This is a genomic window from Bradyrhizobium sp. 153 (assembly GCF_023073835.1).
Taxonomy (GTDB): domain Bacteria; phylum Pseudomonadota; class Alphaproteobacteria; order Rhizobiales; family Xanthobacteraceae; genus Bradyrhizobium.
On the sequence record NZ_JADPKH010000154.1, the window covers coordinates 33652 to 55687 of the forward strand.

General features: G+C 64.9%; 13 protein-coding genes and 1 tRNA gene. 11 read left to right on the forward strand and 3 right to left on the reverse strand.

Features of this window, described 5'->3' with window-relative positions; genetic code table 11:
- Positions 1–54: 54 nt before the first annotated feature.
- A tRNA-Arg gene (locus IVA91_RS35125) sits at positions 55–131 on the reverse strand.
- A 405-nt stretch (positions 132–536) separates the two neighbouring features.
- On the opposite strand from IVA91_RS35125, the gene IVA91_RS35130 reads away from it, so the two are divergent.
- From IVA91_RS35130 to IVA91_RS35155, 6 genes are all read left to right on the forward strand, one after another.
- A complete protein-coding gene (locus tag IVA91_RS35130; protein ID WP_247419570.1) occupies positions 537–5741 on the forward strand; it encodes an alpha-2-macroglobulin in 5205 nt (1734 codons plus the stop codon).
- A gap of 9 nt (positions 5742–5750) precedes the next feature.
- Positions 5751–7949 carry a penicillin-binding protein 1C gene (pbpC, locus tag IVA91_RS35135; RefSeq protein ID WP_247419569.1) on the forward strand — a complete coding sequence of 733 codons (2199 nt, stop codon included), beginning with the start codon at positions 5751–5753 and terminating at the stop codon, positions 7947–7949.
- A gap of 50 nt (positions 7950–7999) precedes the next feature.
- Positions 8000–9742 carry a glycosyltransferase family 39 protein gene (locus tag IVA91_RS35140; RefSeq protein WP_247281053.1) on the forward strand — a complete coding sequence of 581 codons (1743 nt, stop codon included), beginning with the start codon at positions 8000–8002 and terminating at the stop codon, positions 9740–9742.
- Positions 9743–10588, forward strand: coding sequence for a phosphatase PAP2 family protein (locus tag IVA91_RS35145; RefSeq protein ID WP_247281054.1), 846 nt, complete (start codon positions 9743–9745; stop codon positions 10586–10588).
- A gap of 64 nt (positions 10589–10652) precedes the next feature.
- Positions 10653–11390, forward strand: a complete 738-nt coding sequence (locus tag IVA91_RS35150; RefSeq protein ID WP_247460696.1) for a glycosyltransferase family 2 protein — start codon at positions 10653–10655, stop codon at positions 11388–11390.
- The gene (locus IVA91_RS35155) at positions 11387–11725 is read left to right on the forward strand and encodes a lipid-A-disaccharide synthase N-terminal domain-containing protein (protein ID WP_061881543.1); all 339 of its coding nucleotides are present in this window, start codon (positions 11387–11389) and stop codon (positions 11723–11725) included. The genes IVA91_RS35150 and IVA91_RS35155 overlap by 4 nt, the downstream gene beginning before the upstream one ends.
- A 9-nt stretch (positions 11726–11734) precedes the next feature.
- On the opposite strand, the gene IVA91_RS35160 is transcribed toward IVA91_RS35155, so the two are convergent.
- Entirely contained in the window at positions 11735–13426 is a 1692-nt protein-coding gene (locus IVA91_RS35160) for a Na/Pi cotransporter family protein (protein ID WP_247460698.1), read from the reverse strand.
- Between the two features lie 155 nt (positions 13427–13581).
- Entirely contained in the window at positions 13582–14766 is a 1185-nt protein-coding gene (gene metC / locus IVA91_RS35165) for a cystathionine beta-lyase (protein WP_247281057.1), read from the reverse strand.
- A 397-nt stretch (positions 14767–15163) separates the two neighbouring features.
- Here metC and IVA91_RS35170 point away from each other — a divergent pair, with 397 nt between their 5' ends.
- From IVA91_RS35170 to IVA91_RS35190, 5 genes are all read left to right on the forward strand, one after another.
- Positions 15164–16180 (forward strand): amino acid ABC transporter substrate-binding protein, encoded by a 1017-nt coding sequence (locus tag IVA91_RS35170; RefSeq protein WP_247419566.1) that lies wholly within the window; start codon positions 15164–15166, stop codon positions 16178–16180.
- Positions 16181–16205: 25 nt separating this feature from the next.
- A complete protein-coding gene (locus tag IVA91_RS35175) occupies positions 16206–17411 on the forward strand; it encodes an ABC transporter permease subunit (protein WP_247419565.1) in 1206 nt (401 codons plus the stop codon).
- On the forward strand, positions 17408–18928 hold the full coding sequence (locus IVA91_RS35180; protein ID WP_247419564.1) for an amino acid ABC transporter permease: 1521 nt from the start codon (positions 17408–17410) through the stop codon (positions 18926–18928). The genes IVA91_RS35175 and IVA91_RS35180 overlap by 4 nt, the downstream gene beginning before the upstream one ends.
- Positions 18929–18939: 11 nt before the next feature.
- Positions 18940–19677, forward strand: a complete 738-nt coding sequence (locus tag IVA91_RS35185; RefSeq protein WP_247281061.1) for an amino acid ABC transporter ATP-binding protein — start codon at positions 18940–18942, stop codon at positions 19675–19677.
- Positions 19678–19774: 97 nt separating this feature from the next.
- A complete protein-coding gene (locus IVA91_RS35190; RefSeq protein ID WP_247460699.1) occupies positions 19775–22015 on the forward strand; it encodes a tetratricopeptide repeat protein in 2241 nt (746 codons plus the stop codon).
- The last annotated feature ends 21 nt before the right edge of the window (positions 22016–22036 follow it).

Sequence of the window (22036 nt, forward strand, 5' to 3'; positions counted from 1 at the left end):
TGTATTATTTTATTGCGCGTCTGGCGAATGTCTTTGATCGCTAAAGGTTTTTCCTGGCGATCCCGGCAGGACTCGAACCTGCAACCCGCGGAGTAGAAATCCGCTACTCTATCCAGTTGAGCTACGGGACCGTCTTCAGCCGCCCCGGTTTTGAGGGCCGGCTGTTCACCTCCATGCCAATAGGAAAATTCTTGCCTTTCGCCAAGTCTGAACCGAACCGTTTTCCTCAGAGCGGCGACAAAGCGGAACGGTGGCGTGTCAGGGTGCCGGGTCGAGCGGCAGCGCGACGGACGATGGATCACATCTCCGGGAACGCTGAATAGCTTCCGGGACACGGGCGCCCCCCGACTGGTCTCTGGTATTGATGCGCCGTCAGGACACGTGCGCGGAGGTATCTTGATCGGTCTCCTCTGAGCTTGCGTTGTCATGGCGAAGCGACGATTTGCACCCTTGGTTCCATCGCCTTGAGTCCGTCACCTTTCCGCGCACTTCATTTTGCCGCCGCGGCGCTCGTCCGCGATTTCCGGGAGTCCCTCATGATCGGTCTGATCCGCGCCGTCACACTCTGCGCCACGCTGGCGCTCGGCCTTGGCGCAGCGCAAGGAGCCGACAAGGCGTTCAAGCGCGACGATCTTGCCGATTCCGCGATCAAGCTGGAAGCCCAGATCAAGAGCGAGGCGGGACCGGTCGCCAAGTCCATTGCGACGCTGCGCACCGACGCCGACGCCGCATTCCGGCGCAACGACTATCGCACCGGCCTTTCGGTGCTCGGGCAGATTGCGGCGATCACGCCGGAGGATACCGGCAACTGGCTGCGGCTCGCCAAGGTCATCTTCCAGATCTCGCCGAAGAGCTCGAGCGAGCAGACGTTCCTCTGGGAGCGTGCGTCGACCGCCGCCTACATCGCCTATATGCGTGCCGGGAATTCGGGCGAGGAGGCCGACGCGCTCGCCGCGCTCGGCAAGTCGCTGGCCGAACGCAAGCTGTGGCGGCCGGCGCTGGATGCGATGCGGCTGTCGCTGGACATGCGCGAGGTCGCCGACGTCCGCGGCCCGTATGAAAAGCTGCGCGATGAGCATGGTTTTCGGCTGCTCGACTATACCGTGGACTCGGATTCGGCGAGCCCGCGCGCCTGCTTCCAGTTCTCTGAGGAGGTGGCCAAGCGGACCGACTTTGCGCCGTTCCTGGCGTTGGCCGGCACCGACAGGCCGGCGCTGTCGGCCGAGGGTAAGCAGCTCTGCGTCGACGGGCTGAAGCATGGCGAGCGCTACAACATCAACCTGCGCGCCGGGCTGCCGTCGGCCGTGAAGGAGGGTCTGCCGAAATCGGCCGAATTCAATGTTTATGTGCGCGACCGGAAACCCTTCGTGCGCTTCACCAGCCGCGCCTATGTACTGCCGAGGACCGGCCAGCGCGGCATTCCCGTGGTCAGCGTCAATACGCCCGCCGTCAGCATCAACGTGTTCAGGATCGGCGACCGCAACCTGATCAACACGGTTGTGGACAGCGACTTCCAGAAGACGTTGTCGAAATATCAGCTCACCGATCTCGGCGACGAGCGCGGTGTCAAGGTCTGGTCCGGCCAGCTCGCGACCGCGACGACGCTGAACCAGGACGTCACCACCGCATTCCCAGTCGATCAGGCGCTCGGCGAGCTTCAGCCTGGCGTGTACGTCATGACCGCCGGGGCCAAGGGGCCAGGCTCCGACGATGATTACCAGCTCGCGACGCAATGGTTCATCGTCTCCGATCTCGGTGTGTCGGCCTATTCCGGCAACGACGGCATCCACGTCTTCGTCAACTCGCTGGCTTCGACCGATCCGGTCGGCAAGGCCGAGGTGCGGCTGGTTGCCCGCAACAACGAGATCTTGGCTAGCCGCAAGACTGACGACAGCGGCCACGTGCTGTTCGAGGCGGGGCTCGCGCGCGGTGAGGGCGGGCTGTCGCCGGCGCTGCTGACCGTAACTGGCGACAACGCCGATTATGCCTTCCTCAGCCTCAAGACGAGCGCCTTCGACCTTTCCGACCGCGGCGTCTCCGGGCGCGCGGTCCCGGCCGGTGCCGACGCCTTCGTCTATGCCGAGCGCGGCGTCTACCGTTCCAGCGAAACCGTCTATCTCACTGCGCTCTTGCGCGACGGACAGGGCAATGCCGTGACCGGCGGGCCGCTCACGCTAGTGATCGAGCGTCCCGACGGCGTCGAATTCCGCCGCGCCGTGCTGTCCGACCAGGGCGCGGGCGGCCGCACGCTCGCCGTGCCGCTCAACTCGGCCGTCCCGACCGGGACCTGGCGAGCGCGCGCTTTCACCGATCCGAAGGGCGCCTCGGTCGGCGAAACCACCTTCATGGTCGAGGATTACGTCCCCGATCGGATCGAATTCGACTTGTCCGCCAAGGACAAGCTGATCAAAGCTAATGCTCCAGTGGAGCTGAAGGCGGACGGTCATTTCCTCTATGGCGCGCCGGCCTCGGGCCTTCAGCTCGAAGGCGACATGCTGGTCGCGCCTGCGAGCGAGCGTCCGGGCTTTGCCGGCTACCAGTTCGGCGTCAACGACGAGGAGACCACCTCGAACGAGCGCACGCCGCTGGAGAACCTGCCCGGGGCCGACGCCAATGGCGTTGCGACCTTCCCGGTGACGCTGGACAAGCAGCCGGCCTCGACCCGGCCGCAGGAGGCGCAGATCTTCGTCCGCATGGTCGAGACCGGCGGTCGCGCCGTCGAGCGCAAGCTGGTGCTGCCGATCGCGCCCGCGACCGCCATGATCGGCATCAAGCCGCTGTTCGGCGACAAGAACGTCGCCGAAGGCGACAAGGCCGAGTTCGACGTCGTGTTCGTCTCGCCCGAGGGCAAGACGCTCCCCCGCGACGGCCTCCGCTACGAGCTCCTGAAGATGGAGTCGCGCTATCAGTGGTATCGCCAGAATAATTACTGGGAGTACGAGCCGGTCAAGTCGACCTCGCGCGTCGCCGACGGCGATGTCGTGATCGCCGCCGATAAGCCGTCGCGGATTTCGCTGAACCTCCAGCCCGGCCGCTATCGGCTCGATGTGAAGTCGAACGACGCTGACGGCCCGGTGACCTCCGTGCAGTTCGACGTCGGCTGGTACTCTGATGGCAGCGCCGATACGCCGGACCTGTTGGAGACCTCGATCGACAAGCCGCAATACGCCTCCGGCGACACCATGACAGTGTCGGTCAATGTGCGCAGCGCCGGCAAGCTGACCATCAACGTGCTCGGCGACCGCCTGCTGACGACGCAGACCATCGACGTCAAGGAAGGCACCGCGCAAGTCAAGCTTCCGATCGGCAAGGACTGGGGCACCGGCGCCTACGTCGTGGCGACGCTGCGCCGTCCGCTCGATGCGGCCGCCCAGCGCATGCCGGGCCGGGCGATCGGCCTGAAATGGTTCGGCATCGACAAGCAGACTCGCACGTTGCAAGTGAAGCTGACGCCGCCGGCGCTGATCCGGCCGAACTCGACGCTGAAAATCCCGGTCAAGCTCGACGGGCTCAATCCGGGCGAGGACGCCAAGGTCGTCATCGCCGCAGTCGACGTCGGCATCCTCAACCTCACCAATTACAAGCCGCCGGCGCCGGATGATTACTATCTCGGCCAGCGTCGCCTCAGCGCCGAGATCCGCGATCTCTACGGGCAACTCATCGATGGGATGTCGGGCACCCGCGGCCAGATCAAGTCCGGCGGCGACGCCGGTGCGGGCGAGCTCCAGGGCTCGCCGCCCACGCAAAAACCGCTGGCCCTGTATTCAGGCATCGTCACGGTCGGCGCTGACGGCACCGCAGGAGTTAGCTTCGACATTCCGGAGTTCGCCGGCACCGCGCGCGTGATGGCGGTGGCGTGGACCGCCACGAAACTTGGTCGCGCCAACACCGATGTCGTGATCCGCGATCCCGTGGTGCTGACGACGACCCTGCCGCGGTTCCTGCTCAATGGTGATCGCGGCACGGTCAATCTGGAGATCGACAATGTCGAGGGCCAGGCCGGCGACTATGTCGTCAACGTGAAGGCGGGCGGCCCGGTGAAGATGACTGGCAATCCCGCCATCACGGTCAAGCTTGTCGCCAAGCAGCGCAACGCGTTCTCGCTGGCGATTGATGCAACGGCCGCGGGGCAGGCGACGCTCGACGTCGACATCAAGGGACCGAACGGCCTTATGCTCGCGCGTCACTATGCGCTCGACGTCAAGGCGGCGACGCAGGTGTTGGCGCGGCGCTCGATCCGTACCCTGGCGAAGGGCGAGAGCCTGACGCTGACCGCGGATATGTTCTCCGATCTCGTGCCGGGCACCGGCAGCGTCTCGGTGTCGGCCAGCCTGTCGACCGCGCTCGATGCGGCGACGATCCTGAAAGCGCTCGACCGCTATCCCTATGGCTGCTCGGAGCAGATCACGAGCCGCGCGATGCCATTGCTCTATGTCAATGACCTCGCCGCCGGGGCGCACCTCGCCATGGATACCGAGGTCGACCAGCGCATCCGCGACGCGATCGAGCGGCTGTTGGCGCGCCAGGGTTCGAACGGTTCGTTCGGCCTGTGGTCGGCCGGGGGCGACGATGCCTGGCTGGATGCCTATGTCACGGACTTCCTGACCCGCGCCCGCGAAAAGGGCTTTGCAGTGCCGGACGCGCTGTTCAAGAACGCGCTCGACCGCATCCGCAACTCCGTCGTCAATGCCGACGAGCCAGAGAAAGACGGCGGCCGGGAGCTCGCCTATGGCCTCTATGTGCTTGCCCGTAATGGCGCAGCTCCCATCGGACACCTCCGCTATCTCGCCGACACCAAGCTCGCCAACCTTGCGACGCCGATTGCGAAGTCGCAGCTCGCGGCGGCGCTCGCGCTGGTCGGCGATCGTAACCGCGCGGAACGCGTCTATGGCGCCGCACTCGATAGCCTCGCGCCGAAGCCCGCACTCGAGTTCGGCCGCACCGACTACGGTTCGCAGCTCCGTGATGCTGCGGCGCTGGTCTCACTCGCCAGTGAAGGAAACGCGCCGAAGGCGACGCTGACGCAGGCGGTGTCGCGGGTCGAGACCGCGCGCGGGCTTACGCCCTACACCTCCACGCAGGAGAATGCCTGGCTGGTATTGGCGGCGCGCGCGCTCGCCAAGGAGAACCTGTCGATGGAAGTCGACGGCCAGCCGGTGAAGACTGCGCTCTATCGCAGCTACAAGGCTGCGACGCTGGAGGGCAAGCCGCTGAAGATCACCAACACTGGCGATGCGCCGGTGCAGGCGGTGGTCTCGGTGTCGGGCTCGCCCGTGACGCCGGAGCCGGCGGCGTCGAACGGCTTCAAGATCGAGCGCAACTACTTCACTCTCGACGGCAAGCCGGCCGACATCAGCAAGGTCAAGCAGAACCAGCGCTTTGCGGTGGTGCTGAAGATCACCGAGGCCAAGCCCGAGTACGGCCACATCATGGTGTCGGACTATCTGCCGGCGGGCCTCGAGATCGACAATCCGAAGCTGGTCTCGTCCGGCGATAGCGGTACGCTGGACTGGATCGAGGACGGCGAGGAGCCTGAGGATACCGAGTTCCGCGACGACCGCTTCACCTCGGCTATCGACCGCGCCTCGGACTCAAAGTCGGTCTTCACAGTCGCCTATGTCGTGCGCGCAGTCTCGCCCGGCAAATACGTGCTGCCGCAGGCCTATGTCGAGGACATGTATAATCCCTCGCGCTACGGCCGTACCGGGACGGGCACCGTCGAGGTGCGGGCTGCGAAGTGAGCAACGAGGATGAGTGACGCTCTGAACGCGCCAAATTCTCCGCCGTCATGCCCGGGCTTGTCCCGGGCATCTACGGCTTTTGGTGCCGCGGGCAAGAACGTGGATGGCCAGTACAAGCGCGGCGATGACGTAGCCAGCGGCAAGGGCCATCGCGTCCTCTCAGCCGTCGCCCTCACACTCATCCTCGCCATCGTCGGGTTCGTCGCCTGGGTCTACTCCCTCGGTCCGCTGCCACTCGACGAGGCGCGGCAGGTCTCGACCACCATCGTCGACCGCAACGGCAAGCTGCTGCGCGCCTATGCCATGGCCGATGGGCGGTGGCGGCTGCCCGTCGATGCCAGGACGAACGTTGATCCGACCTATCTTAAACTGCTGCTGGCCTATGAGGACCAGCGCTTCTATGCGCATGACGGCATCGACCCGCTGGCGCTGGGCCGGGCCGCATTGCAGCTTGCAACGCGCGGCCACATCGTGTCGGGCGGCTCGACCATTACCATGCAGCTTGCGCGGCTGATGGAGCCGCGGCGACAGCGCTCGCTCTATGCCAAGCTGCGGCAGATGGTTCGTGCGATCGAGATCGAGCGGAGCTTGAGCAAGGACGAGATCCTCGACCTTTATCTCGCGCTCGCGCCTTACGGCGGCAATCTCGAAGGCATCCGCGCCGCGTCGATCGCATATCTCGGCAAAGAGCCGAAGCGTCTGTCGCTGGCCGAGGCCGCGCTGCTGGTCGCACTCCCGCAATCGCCGGAGACGCGCCGGCTTGATCGGCATCCAGAGACAGCCCGCATTGCGCGTGATCGTGTGCTCGACCGCATGGTCTCGGAGCATCAGGTCAGCGCGGAGGATGCAAAGCAGTCCAAGGCCGTTGCCATTCCGAAGCTGCGCAAGCCGATGCCGATCCTGGCGCCGCATGCATCCGACACCGCGCTTTCCACGGCGAAGGACACGCCGGTCATCAGGCTGACGCTGGACGCGAACTTGCAGAAGGTGCTGGAGCCGCTGGCACGTGATCGCGCCATTGCGCTCGGGCCCAACATCTCGGTCGGCATCATCGTGGTCGACAATGAGAGCGGCGACGTGCTCGCCCGTGTCGGCTCGGCCGATTATTTCGACGAGAGTCGGGCAGGGCAAGTCGACATGACTCGCGCTATCCGCTCGCCGGGCTCGACGCTCAAACCTTTCATCTACGGGCTCGCCTTCGAGGATGGCTTCGTGCATCCGGAGAGCCTGATCGACGACCGGCCGGTTCGCTTCGGCTCCTACGCGCCGGAAAATTTCGACATGATGTTCCAGGGCACGGTGCCGGTGAAGAAGGCGCTGCAATTGTCGTTGAACGTGCCCGCCATCGTGCTGCTCGATCGCGTTGGCTCCAGCCGGCTGGCCTCGCGGCTGCGGCAGGCTGGTGGCAATCTCGTGCTGCCCAAGGACGAGGCGCCGGGGCTTGCCATGGGTCTCGGCGGTGTCGGAATCACGCTCCAGGACCTCGTCCAGCTCTATACGGGCTTCGCCCGGCTCGGCACCACCAAGCCGCTGCGCGAGGTCATGACTGACAGGGATGATCGCGAGCCGTTGCGGCTGCTCGATCAGGTCGCGGCCTGGCAGGTCGGCAACGTGCTTCTGGGCACACCGCCGCCCGAGAACGCCGCCCACAACCGGATCGCCTTCAAGACCGGCACCTCCTACGGCTATCGCGATGCTTGGTCGGTCGGGTTCGACGGCCGCATGACCGTCGGCGTCTGGGTCGGCCGGCCCGACGGCGCCCCGGTTCCCGGCCTGATCGGGCGCGTCGCTGCCGCGCCGATCCTGTTCGACGCGTTCGCCCGAACCGGCAAGACGCTCGCTCCGTTGCCGAAGCCGCCCAAGGGAACCCTGGTCGCCAGCAATACCAAGTTGCCGCTGCCGCTGAAGCGGTTCCGTCCCGTTGGGGAATTGGTGCGCACCGGCGGCGAGCAGGCGCTGCACATTCAGTTTCCGCTGAACGGCTCGCGGATCGACGTCGATCGATCGAGTGGTCGGGAGGGCGCGGCGATGCCGGTCAAGGTCGCCGGCGGCGTTCTGCCCATGATCGTCATGGTTAACGGAACCGCGCTTGGCGAGATCGACGGCCGTCGCCAGCGCCTGATCGATCCGCCCGGTCCGGGCTTTGCGCGGCTCACCGTCATCGATGCGACGGGCGCCGCGGACACAGTTGTCATTCGAATTCAATGACCCTGCCTCAAGCGGTTGTGGCGATGGCGGTTTCAGCGTAAGCGGAACCAATGGCCGAGACCTACCCGAGCCCCCGTTTTGGAGCACCCCGCGAGCCGAAAGCGCCCGTGAATCCGGGCAGCGGGCTCGTGCGCATGCTCGATATTGTCACGGCCAGTCACGCCCGTGCAGTCGGCTTTCTGGTGCTGAGTGCGCTGCTGCTGTTCCTGCCGGGCTTCTTCACCATCCCGCCTATTGACCGCGATGAAGCGCGCTTTGCCCAGGCCACCAAGCAGATGGTCGAGAGCGGCGACTATGTCGACATCCGCTTCCAGGAGGATGTCCGCTACAAGAAGCCGGTCGGCATCTATTGGCTGCAATCGGCCGCGGTCGAAACCGCCGCGGCGCTCAAGCTGCCGAAGGCCGAATTGCGCATCTGGGTCTACCGGCTGCCGTCGCTGCTGGGAGCGATCGGCGCCGTGCTCATGACCTATTGGGCCGCACTCGGCTTCGTCACCCGGCGTGCCGCGGTGCTGGCGGCGCTGATGATGTCCGCCTCGGTGCTGCTCGGCGTCGAGGCGCGGCTGGCCAAGACCGACGCGATGCTGCTGCTCTGCGTGGTCGCCGCGATGGGCGCGATGGCGCGGGCCTACCTGTCATGGCAACGCGCCGAGGACGAGACCCATCCGCCCTGGAGCTGGCCGGCGATCTTCTGGAGCGCGCTCGCCATCGGCATCCTGATCAAGGGTCCGCTGATCCTGATGTTCGCGGGCCTCACTATCGTCGCGCTCGCGATCCAGGACCGCGACGCCTCCTGGCTGCGGAAGCTGCGCCCGGTCTGGGGCCTGATGTGGATGCTGGTCCTGGTGCTGCCCTGGTTCGTCGCAATCTTCTGGCGCGCGGGCGAGGCCTTCTTCGCCGATTCCGTCGGCGGCGACATGCTGAGCAAGTTAGGGGCCCAGGAATCCCATGGCGCGCCGCCCGGTCTTTACCTCGCGCTGTTCTGGATCACGTTCTGGCCGGGCGCGCCGCTCGCGGCCATGGCGGCGCCCGCAGTGTGGCGAGCGCGGCGCGAGCCCGGCGCGCAGTTCCTGCTGGCCTGGCTGGTCCCGTCCTGGATCGTGTTCGAGGCCGTACTGACCAAGCTGCCGCATTACGTGCTGCCGCTGTACCCCGCGATCGCGATCCTCACCGCGGGCGCGCTGGAGCGGCGTGTGCTGTCGCGGTCCTGGCTGATGCGCGGCTCGGCCTGGTGGTTCGCGATCCCCGCGGCCGCCTCGATCATCGCCGTGGTCGGCGCCGTGATGCTGACGCGCCAGCCGGCCTTCGTGGCCTGGCCTTTCATCGCGGCGTCGCTGATCTTCGGCCTGTTCGCCTGGTGGCTCTACGACAACAATCGCGCCGAGCGCTCGCTGCTCAACGCGCTGGTCGCCGCGCTCATGTTGGCGGTGACGGTCTACGGAATCGTGCTGCCGTCGCTGACTCCGCTGTTTCCGAGCATCGAGATCGCGCGCGCGCTTCGCAACGTCACCTGCGTGGGACCGAAGGCGGCTGCTGCCGGCTATCACGAGCCGAGCCTGGTGTTCCTGACAGGCACGCAGACGCTGCTCACCGACGGCTCGGGCGCAGCTGACTTTCTGCGGCAGGGCAGCTGTCGCTTCGCCCTGATCGAGCAACGCTCGGAGCGTAGCTTCGTGCAGCGCGCCGAGGCGATCGGGCTGCGCTACAAGGTTGGCACGCGCATCGAGGGCTACAATTTCTCGCAAGGGCGCGCGATCTCGATCTCGATCTTCCGCTCGGAGGGCACCGAATAGATGCGGGCCCCGAACGACATTGGGCCGCCTGCAGGCTATCCCGCGCAATTGCTCGCCGTGTCCTGGCGCGCGCTGGCGCAGCTCGTGCGCACGCCCTCGCATTCGCGCCGCGCCGAGGCCGCCCGGAAGCTGGCGCGGCATTCGCTCTGGCTCAGCGCAGCAGGCGCAGCCCTGGTCATCGTGCTGATGGTCGGGCTCGACCAGACTGAGATCCAACTGATGCCGGCGCGCGGCACGCCAAGCCTCTGGCCGATCCGCATCCTCACCGACTTCGGCAAGGACGAGTATGTGCTGTCTCTCCTGGGCGCTGCGCTGGTGGTCGTGGCCTTCGTCGCGGCAGCACTGCACGGGACCCGCCGCGCGTTGCTGCTCGGCCTCGGCACGCGGCTGCAATTCATGTTTCTGTCGGTTGCCGTGTCGGCGTTCGCTGCCGAGATCCTGAAATATCTCATCGGGCGCGGACGTCCGTTCGTCGGCGGCAAGCCCGATCCGTTCAACTTCGTCCCGTTGGAGGGCACGGGTGCCTACGCCAGCCTGCCGTCGGGCCATGCGGTCGCCGCATTCGCCTTGGCGTTTGCAGTGTCGGCATTGTGGCCGCACCTGCGCGTATTCATGTTCACTTACGCGATCGTGATCCTCTTGACCCGCTTGGTGCTGCTCGCGCATCACCCGAGCGATGTCGTCGCCGGCGCCATGGTCGGCCTGGTCGGTGCCATGGCGGTCCGCTACTGGTTTGCGGCCCGAAAACTAGGCTTTGCCATCCGGGCGGACGGCACCATCGTGCCAATTGCGGGGATGGTCTCCGGCCGCCTCAAAAGGGTTGCCCGCCGGACATCCGGCCCATAAAAGCGGCTGCCTGCCGGACCGCCGGTTCCACGGTGCAGGCCCATTCCAACCCACGAGCCTCGATTTGTCGACGTCCCAGCCTTCGGTTTCCATCGTCGTTCCCGTGCGCAACGAAGCCGAGAACATCGCGCCCTTGATCGAGGAGATCACGGCGGCGCTCGATGGCCGCTGGGCCTATGAGATCATCTATGTCAACGACGGCTCGACGGATGCGACCGGCGAGCGGCTCAGCGCCATGATGAAGCAGCGGGACAATCTGCGTCAGCTCCGCCATGCGAGATCGGGCGGCCAGTCGGCGGCGGTGCGTAGTGGCGTGCGTGCGGCGCGCGGGATGATCGTGGCCACGCTTGACGGAGACGGCCAGAATAATCCGGCGTTTCTGCCGGACCTGATCGCGGCAGTCGAGAAGGGAGCAGGGCGGGTCGGGCTCGCCGCCGGCCAGCGGGTCGGGCGCAAGGACACCGGCTTCAAGAAATTTCAGTCGCGCGTGGCGAACGGCATTCGCAACGCGATCCTGAAGGACGGCACGCGCGACACCGGCTGCGGCCTGAAGGCGTTCCGGCGCGACGTCTTCCTGATGCTGCCCTATTTCGACGGGCTGCATCGCTTCCTGCCGGCGCTGGTCCGCCGCGAAGGCTACGACATTGCCTATGTCGACGTGATCGATCGGCCGCGCCGCTCCGGCGTGTCGAATTATGGCTTTTTCGACCGGCTGTGGATCGGCATCATGGATCTCGCAGGCGTGTGGTGGCTGATCCGGCGCAAGAAGCCGACGCCAGATGTGACCGAGGTGAACGCATGATCATCCAATACGGTCAAGCGCTGAGCAACTATCTCTACGACGTCTTCGTCGCCAAGTTCGATTTCTGGCTCGCGTTCGGCCTCGTCGCGCAATTGTTCTTCACCGCGCGCTTCCTGGTGCAGTGGATCGCGAGCGAACGCGCCGGCAACAGCGTGGTGCCGATGGCGTTCTGGTTCTGCTCGATGGGCGGCGGGCTGATGACGCTGGTCTATGGCGTCGTGAAGCGCGAGCCCGTCATCATCCTCGGACAGTCGCTCGCGACCATCATCTACATCAGAAACATCATGCTGATCTGGAAGAACCGCGGCAGCGCCTCGAAGACGCTGGATCGCTGACCGGAGACGCTAGTGCGGCAGCGCCGACGCCGCGCCTGACGCGGGCAGGGCAGCTGCTTCGGCCGCACTCCTCCGATAGGGCTCACCTGCCGCGTCCAGCACGGGGTAGGCGACCGAGCAGATATGCGAGTGGATGCGACGCAGATCACGCAGCACGTCCAGATGCAGCGACGTGGTCTCGATGGTCTCGGGGCGGCCCTTCCGCAGCCGGTCCAGATGGCGCTCGACCGCAGCAAGCTCGGTGTTGCGCAGCGCCGTCTTCTCTACCAGCAGCTTGCGCGCCTCATTGGCGTCGCCCGACATGAAGACGCCGAAGGCGATCCGCAGCGAATCCATCGTGCGCTTGTGGAAAGCGGCGAGCTCCTCAGCCCCTTCGGCCGAGAATTGGAAGCGCCGCTTGATCTTCTTGGTGGCGAGCTCGCTCAGGCTCTTGTCGATGATGTCGCCGATATGCTCGAGGTTGATGGCGAAGGAGATGATCTCCATCGCGCGCCGCCCTTCGCTCTCGTCGAGGCTGCCTCGCATGAGTTTTGTGACGTAGAGCTTGATGGCCTCGTCCAGGCCGTCGACGAGATTGTCCGTCTTCGAGACCTGGTCGACCAGTGCGCGGTCGCCCGTCATCATCGCGGCCATCACCTTGCGCAGCATGACCTCGACGAGATCCCCCATGCGCAAGGTCTCGCGGGCGGCGTCGGCCAGCGCCAGTGACGGTGTCTCCAGTGCGGTCTCGTCGAGATAGCGCGGGCGGGCCGGATCGGCCTCCTTGACGCGATCGGGCAAGAGGCGGGTCAACAGACGCGACATGATATCGAGCAGACCGATGAAGAGGACGGCGGTGCCGGCATTGAAGGCGATGTGGAAGGCCGCCGTCAGCTTGGCGAGATCGGGCTGCCAGGCGTGCATGTGCTCGGCGATCGCGCCGAGGAAGGGCAGGACGAGAGCAATCCCGATCGCGCGGTTGATGAGATTGCCGACCGGCACGCGGTAGCTCGCGGGATCGTCGCGCCTGGCGCCCTCGAACACCGGATTGATGGCGCTGCCGAGATTGGCCCCGAGCACCAGCGCCAGAGCCGCGGCAGGCGAGATGAACTGCGAATAGGCCAGCGACATGATCAACAGGACGCTGGCGACGCTCGAATGTACAGCCCAGGTGACGAGAGCGGCGATAAAGATGCACAGAATGGGGTCGCCTGTTATGGCCGACATCACGACGCGCACGCCGGGTGCGTTCTCCGCCGGCGCCAACGTGTCGAGCAGGATGTGCAGCGAGAGCAGCATCAGGCCGAGGCCAATGCAGACTCGGCCGATGTCCTTGATCCGGGATCGCGGGCCGGAGCGGAAGGCGACCAGGCCGAGCACGAACAGCACCGGGGCAACGGCTGCGATGTTGAACGACAGCACCTGCACGATCAGCGTCGTGCCGACATTGGCCCCGAGCATGATGGCGAGGGCGGCAGCGAGGCTGACGAGGCCCTCGGCCGCGAACGAACTGGTGATCAGCGCCGTCGCCGTGCTGCTCTGGAGCAGGGCGGTGAGCCCGAGGCCGGCAGCGAAGGCGCTGACGCGGTTGCTCAGCGCCTTGCCGAGCAGGCGCCGAAGGTCGGGACCGAAGGCGCGCAAGATCCCGCTGTGGACCATGTGCAGGCCCCACAGCAACAGCGCCACGCCGCCCATGAGATCGAGCAGAACCAACGTTCCCATGCTCCGTGTCCGGATTGGAGTCGATTGGTGAGGCTAGCGCCAAACGTCGGCGGATCAAACCATTTGTTGGCGCGTCGGCGTTAACGTTTACGGCGCGTGCACGTTCCCCCGGCGCGCGATGGCGCGTCCGCCGGCACGATGCCTTGTGAGCAGGCTCACATTGCCGCTTTCAGTGCAGCGAAGCCGCGATCGAGATCGGCCTTGAGATCATCGACGCTCTCGAGCCCGATGTGCAGACGCAGCGTCGGGCCGCCCGGCGCCCATTTGGTCGCGGTGCGATAGCTGTCGCAGTCGAACGGAATCACGAGGCTCTCGAAGCCGCCCCAGGAGAAGCCCATGCCGAACAGTTTGAGCGTGTCGAGCATGGTGTCGACTGCCTTCTGCGGCGCCGGCTTAAGCACGATACTGAACAGGCCGGACGCGCCGGTGAAGTCACGCTTCCAGATCGCATGGCCGGGATCGGTTTCGAGTGCCGGATGCAGCACGCGCGCGACCTCCGCCCGGCTAGCCAGCCAGCGCGCCATGTCGAGTCCCGAACGATGATGCTGCGCCAGCCGCACCGACAGCGTGCGCAGGCCGCGTAGCGCCAGGAAGACGTCGTCGGGGCCGGCGCAGACGCCGAGCAGGCGGATGCCTTCGGCGACCATCGGCCAGGTCTTTGCGTTGGCGGAGATGGTGCCGAACATGATGTCGGAATGGCCGCCGATATATTTTGTGGCCGCCTGCATGCTGATGTCGACGCCCTGTTCGAGCGAGCGGTGATAGAGTGGTGTCGCCCAGGTATTGTCGTCGATGACGAGCGCGTCGCGCCCATGCGCGACCTCGGCGATGGCGCGGATATCTGGCATTTCGAACGACTGCGAGCCTGGCGCCTCCACCAGCACCGCGCGGGTGTTGGGCTTGAACAGCTTCTCGATCCCGGCGCCGATCAGCGGATCGAAATAGGTGGTCTCGATGCCATAGCGGGTGAGCATGCCGTTGCAGAAATTGCGCGAGGGCCGATAGACGTTGTCGCAGACCAGGAGATGGTCGCCGGCGTTCAGCACCGAGAGCAGGGTGGTCGAGATCGCCGACAGCCCCGACGGCACGATGCCGACGCCGGCGCATTGCGGCCCCTCCAGCGCCATCAGCGTCTCCTGGAAAGCCTTGGTGGTGGGGGAGCCGTGGCGGCCATAGGTGAACTCGCCGCGATGGGCGTGCAGGTCCTCGGCGGTCGGATAGAGCACGGTCGAGCCGTGAAACACAGGCGGATTGACGAACCCCTTCTGCGCCTTGGTGTCGCGGCCGGAGGTGACCAGCCGGGTCTCGGCATGCTGCTGGGAGGGGTGCGAGGAATCCATGCGTCTGCTTTCAAAACCGCGTTTCCGCCCGGCGCGTCGCGCCCGCGGGGCTGGCCGAAAGGCCGCCGTCGTTAATAACAGAATACAGAAGAGTCCCGTCAACCCCTTGACCCGGCACGCCAGTCGTTCTGTGATGCGCAGGTGCTATTCAGTCGCCGCATGTTGAGGGGCCTGCTGCGACCTTCGATCCATCGCCTGAACGGACTTCGCGTCACAGCCATCATGGCGGGCGCCTCGTCGGCGGGACGAAGGTATGGCCTCCCGGGATCGGCGGGTGTTCGGCTAGGTTTTCCAGCATGAGTCTTGCAAGACTAGCCTAGGTACGATTAGCCCTGGCAGAGATGACCCCAAAGAGAACGTTCCCGACCTTGAGACGATTTCGAAAGGCCCAAAGTCCATGAAACGCGTAACCCTGGCTCTCACTCTTGCTCTCGCCGCCGGCCTCTCGGCCCAGGCCGCCGATGCGCAAACGCTCAAGACCGTCAAGGACCGGGGCATGCTGTCCTGCGGCGTCAGCCAGGGGCTGCCGGGCTTTTCATCGCCGGACGACAAGGGCAATTGGACGGGGCTCGACGTCGACGTCTGCCGCGCCATCGCCGGAGCGATCTTCAACGATCCGACCAAGGTCAAGTACGTGCCGCTGTCCGCCAAGGACCGCTTCACCGCGCTGCAATCCGGCGAAATCGATGTGCTCTCGCGCAACACCACCTGGACCATCTCGCGCGACACCTCGCTCGGCGCCAACTTCACCGGCGTGACCTATTATGACGGGCAGGGCTTCATGGTGAAGAAGTCGCTCAAGGTGAACTCGGCGCTCGAGCTCAACAGCGCATCGGTCTGCGTGCAGACCGGCACCACCACAGAGCAAAATCTCGCCGACTATTTCAAAGCCAACAACATGAAGTACGAGGTGATCGCGTTCGGCACCAACGACGAAACGGTCAAGGCCTATGAGGCCGGCCGCTGCGACGTCTTCACCACCGACCAGTCGGGGCTGTACGCCAATCGCCTCAAGCTCGCCAATCCCAACGACCATATGGTGCTCCCCGAAATCATCTCGAAGGAGCCGCTCGGGCCGATGGTGCGCCACGGCGACGACCAGTGGTTCGACATCGTGAAATGGACGCTGTTTGCGATGATCACAGCTGAAGAGCTCGGCGTGACCTCGAAGAACGTCGACGAGAAAGCGAAGCTGGAAAGCCCGGAGCTGAAGCGCGTGCTCGGCAGCGACGGCAATTTCGGCGAACAGCTCGGCCTGACCAAGGACTGGGTGATGCGGATCGTGAAGGCGGTCGGCAATTACGGCGAAGTGTTCGACCGCAACGTCGGCGCGGGCTCGCCGCTCGCCATCAACCGCGGTCTCAACAACCTCTGGAACAAGGGCGGTCTCCAGTACGCGCCGCCGATCCGCTGATCATCCTGATCCGCAGCTCGCGGCGATGAGCACCGAGGCCCGTAAACCGCCGCCCCAGATTGCGCTGAAGGTCAGGCGCGTGCTGGGCGGCAAGGCAGGCTGGAACGGCATTGCCGTCCAGTTTGCCTTCGCGGCGATCCTGGGCTGGATCGGCTATGAGATCGTCTCCAATGCCCGCGCCAACCTCGAAAATCAGCACATCGCCGCCGGATTCGGCTTCCTCCGGAACAATGCCGGCTTCGACGTCAATCAGACTCTGATCTCCTACACCGGCTCGGACACGTTCCTGCGCGTGTTCGTGGTCGGGCTTCTGAACACGCTCGTGGTCTCCGTGGTCGGCATCGTCTTCGCCACCGTGATTGGCTTCATCGTCGCGCTGTGCCGGCTGTCGCCGAACTGGCTGTTGTCGCGCGTCGGCGAGATCTATGTCGAGATCATCCGCAACCTGCCGCTGCTGTTCCAGATCCTGTTCTGGTACCTCGCGGTGCTGGCGGCGTTGCCCAATCCGCGGCAGAGCATTTCGCTGCTCGGCATTGCCTTCCTCAGCAACCGGGGCCTTGTCGTTCCCAGCCCGATCGGCCAGAGCGGTCTCGAGCCGTTCCTGGCGATGCTGGCGCTCGGCTTCGTCGCGGCGCTGGCCCTGCGCATCCACGCGCGGCGCGCGCTGTTTCAGGAGGGGCGGATGATCCGGATCTGGCCCTATGTGCTGGGTCTGCTGTTCGGGCTGCCGCTCGCTACCATCTTGGTGTTCGGTTTGCCCTTCACCTTCGAGCTGCCGCAGCTCAAAGGCTTCAATTTCGCCGGTGGCTCGCGCATCATCCCGGAGTTCGTGGCGCTGACCTTGGCGCTATCGACCTATACCGCCGCCTTCATCGCCGAGATCGTGCGCGCCGGCATCCTGTCCGTCCACAAGGGGCAGATGGAGGCGGGGTCCTCGCTAGGCCTGAGCCGCGGCACCACGCTCCGTCTGATCGTCGTGCCGCAGGCCATGCGCGTCATCGTGCCGCCGCTGACCAATCAATACCTCAACCTGACCAAGAATTCTTCGCTTGCCGTCGCGATCGGCTATCCTGACCTGGTGTCGGTATTCGCCGGCACCTCGCTGAGCCAGACCGGACAGGCGATCGAGATCATCGCGATGACGATGGGCGTCTACCTCCTGATCTCACTCGTCACCAGCGCGATCATGAGCGTCTACGGTTGGCGCGTCAGCCGGAGCCTAGGCGCATGAGCGATGTGGCGACGTCCGCCTTCGTCCGTCAGGACCTGGTTGCTGAGCGTCCCGCGCCGGTCCAGACCACGGGCTTCATCGGCGTGCTACGCACCCGCTTGTTCAACTCGCCGACCAACATCCTGCTCACGATCGTGGGCGCCCTGCTGCTCTGGTTCACCATCGTTCCCTCCGTCAAGTTCCTGATGGTCGATGCGGTCTGGACCGGCAAGGATCGCACGGCCTGCCTCACCGAGAACGTCGGTTTTGCGGTCGGCGCCTGCTGGCCTTACATTCAGGCCAAGCTGCCGCAACTGATCTACGGCTTCTATCCCGAGGCCGAGCGCTGGCGGGTCAATCTCACGTTCGTCTTGGCGGTGGTGCTGCTGGTGCCGCTGCTCATTCCCAGGCTGCCGGCGAAGAGTTTGAATGCCGGCCTGTTCTTCATCGCCTTTCCGGTGGTCGCATTCTTCCTGCTGCACGGCGGCGGCATCAAGGGATTTGGCCTGAGCTGGACGGTTGGCCTGCTGCAATTGTTCGACGAAAGCATCATCGGCGCCGGGCAGGCGATGCTCAATCTCAGCAAGACGTCAGCGGTCGCACCGCTGCTGTGGGCCGTCGGGAGCCTGATCGTACTGGTCGGCACGGCGATCTCCTGGCTGATCTTTCCGCTCGTCTGGCTGCGTGATCATGTCCAGGGGACGGGGGAGCCAGTCTGGGCCGATTTCGCCACCACGGCCGTGATTGTCTGCTTGATCGCCTTCCTTCTTGGCGGCGGCGTTCGTACCGGCGGGCGGGCTCTGGCATCCAGTATCGCCACCTTCATTGGCATCGCGATCGTCATCAAGCTGATGGGGCTCGATCGTGGTGGGTTGCCGATCGTGTCAACCAACTTGTGGGGTGGCCTTCTGGTGACGCTGGTGGTCTCCGTCACCGGCATTGTGACCTCACTGCCGATCGGCATCGCGCTGGCGCTCGGCCGCCGCTCCACCATTCCGCTGATCCGGATATTCTCGATCGCCTTCATCGAGTTCTGGCGCGGCGTGCCGCTGATCACCGTGCTGTTCTTTGCCACCTACATGCTGCCTTTGTTCCTGCCCGGCAATTTCACCGTCGACGGGCTCGTGCGCGCCCTGATCGGGATCGCGCTGTTCACGGGCGCCTATCAGGCCGAGAACGTCCGCGGCGGGCTGGCCGCGATTCCGCGGGGGCAGGGCGAGGCGGCGGCCGCCCTGGGGCTATCCTGGTGGAAGACGACCTCCCTGATCGTGCTGCCGCAGGCGCTGCGCCATGTCATTCCGAACCTCGTCAACAGCTTCATCTCGCTGTTCAAGGACACCTCGCTCGTGTCGATCGTGGCGCTGTTCGACCTCCTCGGCTCGCTCCGCGCCTCGTTCTCGGATCCGAAATGGTCGACGCCGTCGACCGCGTTTACCGGCTTTGCCTTCGCCGGCATCGTCTACTTCATCTTCTGTTTTGGAATGTCGCGATATTCGCTGTTCGTCGAGCACCGCCTCAACGCTCACCGCCGCACCTGATGGAGCTCACCATGTCCGACCCCATCGTCAAGATTTCCGGCCTCAACAAATGGTACGGCGACTTTCACGTCCTGCGCGACATCGACCTGGAGGTCCGCAAGGGCGAGCGCATCGTGATCTGCGGGCCGTCGGGCTCAGGCAAGTCGACGCTGATCCGCTGCATCAACGCGCTCGAGGAATTCCAGGAGGGCGAGATCGTCGTCGACGGCATCGAGCTCGGGCCGAACCTCAAGCATGTCGACGCGGTGCGACGCGAAGTCGGCATGGTGTTTCAGAGCTTTAATCTGTTTCCGCATCTCACGGTCCTCGACAATTGCACGCTGGCGCCGATCTGGGTGCGCAACATCCCCAAAAGGGATGCCGAGGCGACCGCCATGAAATTCCTGGAGCGCGTCAAGATTCCGCACCAGGCCCACAAGTTTCCCGGCCAGATGTCGGGCGGCCAGCAGCAGCGCGTCGCGATCGCTCGTGCGCTGACCATGAACCCGAAGGTGATGCTGTTCGACGAGCCGACCTCGGCGCTCGACCCCGAAATGGTCAAGGAGGTGCTCGACACCATGGTCGATCTCGCCGAGGAGGGCATGACCATGCTGGTCGTAACCCACGAGATGGGCTTTGCCCGCGAGGTCGCCAACCGCGTGGTGTTCATGGACGCCGGCCAGATCATCGAGGCCAACACGCCGAACGAGTTCTTCGCGGCCCCGCAGCACGCCCGCACCAAGCTTTTCCTGAGCCAGATCCTGCGCTGACCCCGGGGAATCCCGGGGGCGTCCTCGGCAGCTGACCGGCAGGCCCCGGCCGCGAATCAGTTAGACTCCTTTCCGGGCAATCCTCCGGAGAGACACCTTGCAGAGCAGCGGCGGCGCGCGCGCATTCCAGAACGCGCGATTGCAGAAGAAACTGATGAAGCAGGCGGACGCCATCCTCTCCGCCGCGGCCGCCGCCTATGGCCAGGGCAGATATGCCGAGACCGAGGCGCTCTGCCGTGAGATCCTGAAAGCGATTCCGGATCATGTCGATTCCATGCACCTGCTCGGCATGTGCGCCCATGACCGCCGGCGCCTTGAGGAGGCGCAACAGTTGCTCGAGCGTGTGATCGAGCTCGACCCGCGCTTGCACGATGCCCATAACAATCTCGCCACCGTGCATTTCGATCTTGGTGACTACGAAGAGGCGCGGCGGTGTCAGGAGAGGGCCATCGCGCTGAAGCCGAATTTCGCGGTGGCGCTGACCAATCTCGGCAACACGCTGATGCATTTAGGACTGTACGGACAGGCGCTGGAGCTGCACGAGCGCGCCATCAAGTTGAAGCCGGATTACGCTGATGCATTCTGCAATCGCGGCATGGTCGAGATCTTGCTTGGACAGGTCACTCGCGCCAAGGAAAGTTTCGAGCGCGCCCTGCTGTTTCAGCCGCGTCACGCGGAGGCCATCGTCGGCAAGGGCATGGTCAGCATGGAGCTGCGGCACCACGAAGAGGCGGCGGCCAAATTTGCCATGGCGCTCGCGATCAAGCCCGACTCGCCAAGGATCCTGGCCCAGCGCGGGCGGCTCAGTTACGAGCTGCAGCGCCTGGAGCAGGCGCTTGCGGATTTCGAGGCGGCGCTTGCGATTTCGCCCAAGCTCGAACTGGCTCTCCGGGGGAAGGCACAGGCCTGCCTCGTCATGGGAAAGACCGCGCAGGCGATGGCCGCCGCTACGACCTTGATCGAGCGAAATCCGCGCTCCGAGATCGGGTTGGCGCTGATGGGCTTCGCTTATTCCAACCAGGGGGAGATGGACGCCGCGATCGAATATCTCGATCGTGCGCTGGCCATCCGACCGGACTATGGAGATGCGATCAGAGGCAAGATCTTCTTGCAGGACTACCGCGCCGACGCCGATTTCGCCGTCCAGCAGGCGGTCCGAAGAGACTGGTGGGACCTGATCGGCTCCAAGCTGCCGCGAAGGGAGCTGCCGAAGCGGCCGCTTGATCCGGAAAAGCGGATCGTGGTCGGCTATGTCGCCGCTGAATTTCGGCAACACTCGGCGGCGCTCACCCTGCTGCCGGTGCTGCGCCATCATGATCACGCCAGGTTTGAAATCATCTGCTACTACTCTTGGCCGGGAGAGGACGAGTACACAGCCAAGTTCAAGAAAATGGCGGACGTCTGGGTCGACGCCTGGCAGCTATCAGACGACGAACTCGCCGATCGCATTCAGGCCGACAATGTCGACATCCTGATCGACGTTTCGGGCCACACAACCGGTAACAGGCTGCAGGTGTTCGCGCGGAAGCCGGCCCCGATCCAGGCCACGGGCTTCGGACACGCCACGGGCACGGGCATGCAGACCATGGACTACGTGCTCGCGGATTCCATTTTCATTCCGCCATCGGTTCGGCATCTGTTTGCCGAAAGGATTCACGACCTGCCGTGCCTGATCACGATGGAGCCCGTCGCGGATCTGCAGCCTTCGGAGCTTCCGATGCTCCGCAAGGGTTACGTCACCTTCGGCGTGTTCAACCGCATCTACAAGATATCGGACGATGCGATCCGTGTGTGGTCGCGCCTGATGCGAGAGGTGCCGGGATCCAAGATTGTTCTCAAACATGGTCTGCTCGATGACCCATTGCTGCGCGATGGTCTGATCGCACGTTTCGCGGCCCAGGGCATTGCCGAAGAGCATATCACCTGCATGGGCTCCACTTCGCGCAACGACCATTTGTTGGCCTTTGCCAATATCGATATTTCCCTCGATACGTTCCCGCAAAATGGCGGCATCAGCACCTGGGAATCGCTCTACAAAGGCGTTCCCGTCGTGGCCAGGCTCGGCAACGGCGCTTCCTCGCGTGCCGGTGCCTCTATCGTGACGGCCGTTGGGCTCGGCGACTGGGTCGCCGAGGATGACGAGGGCTACATCGAGATCGCCCGCAAATTTGCGACGCAGCCTGATCATCTGGCGAAGTTGCGCGCGGAGTTGCCGGCTCAGATCGCAGCATCGCCCGCCGGCAATGTCGAGATCTACACGCGTGAGCTCGAAGCTGGTTATCGCCAGTTCTGGCGCGATTATTGTGCTGCCGCCTCGGAAAGCGGCGATGCTGCGTAGGCCGGTCGGGCAGATCCAGCC

Coding starts and splice junctions, on each gene's coding strand:
- IVA91_RS35175 (WP_247419565.1), top strand. CDS start 16,206: ATGAGCACCGAGGCCCGTAAACCGCCGCCCCAGATTGCGCTGAAGGTC.
- IVA91_RS35145 (WP_247281054.1), top strand. CDS start 9,743: ATGCGGGCCCCGAACGACATTGGGCCGCCTGCAGGCTATCCCGCGCAA.
- IVA91_RS35185 (WP_247281061.1), top strand. CDS start 18,940: ATGTCCGACCCCATCGTCAAGATTTCCGGCCTCAACAAATGGTACGGC.
- IVA91_RS35130 (WP_247419570.1), top strand. CDS start 537: ATGATCGGTCTGATCCGCGCCGTCACACTCTGCGCCACGCTGGCGCTC.
- IVA91_RS35180 (WP_247419564.1), top strand. CDS start 17,408: ATGAGCGATGTGGCGACGTCCGCCTTCGTCCGTCAGGACCTGGTTGCT.
- IVA91_RS35140 (WP_247281053.1), top strand. CDS start 8,000: ATGGCCGAGACCTACCCGAGCCCCCGTTTTGGAGCACCCCGCGAGCCG.
- metC (WP_247281057.1), bottom strand. CDS start 14,766: ATGGATTCCTCGCACCCCTCCCAGCAGCATGCCGAGACCCGGCTGGTC.
- pbpC (WP_247419569.1), top strand. CDS start 5,751: ATGAGTGACGCTCTGAACGCGCCAAATTCTCCGCCGTCATGCCCGGGC.
- IVA91_RS35170 (WP_247419566.1), top strand. CDS start 15,164: ATGAAACGCGTAACCCTGGCTCTCACTCTTGCTCTCGCCGCCGGCCTC.
- IVA91_RS35160 (WP_247460698.1), bottom strand. CDS start 13,426: ATGGGAACGTTGGTTCTGCTCGATCTCATGGGCGGCGTGGCGCTGTTG.
- IVA91_RS35155 (WP_061881543.1), top strand. CDS start 11,387: ATGATCATCCAATACGGTCAAGCGCTGAGCAACTATCTCTACGACGTC.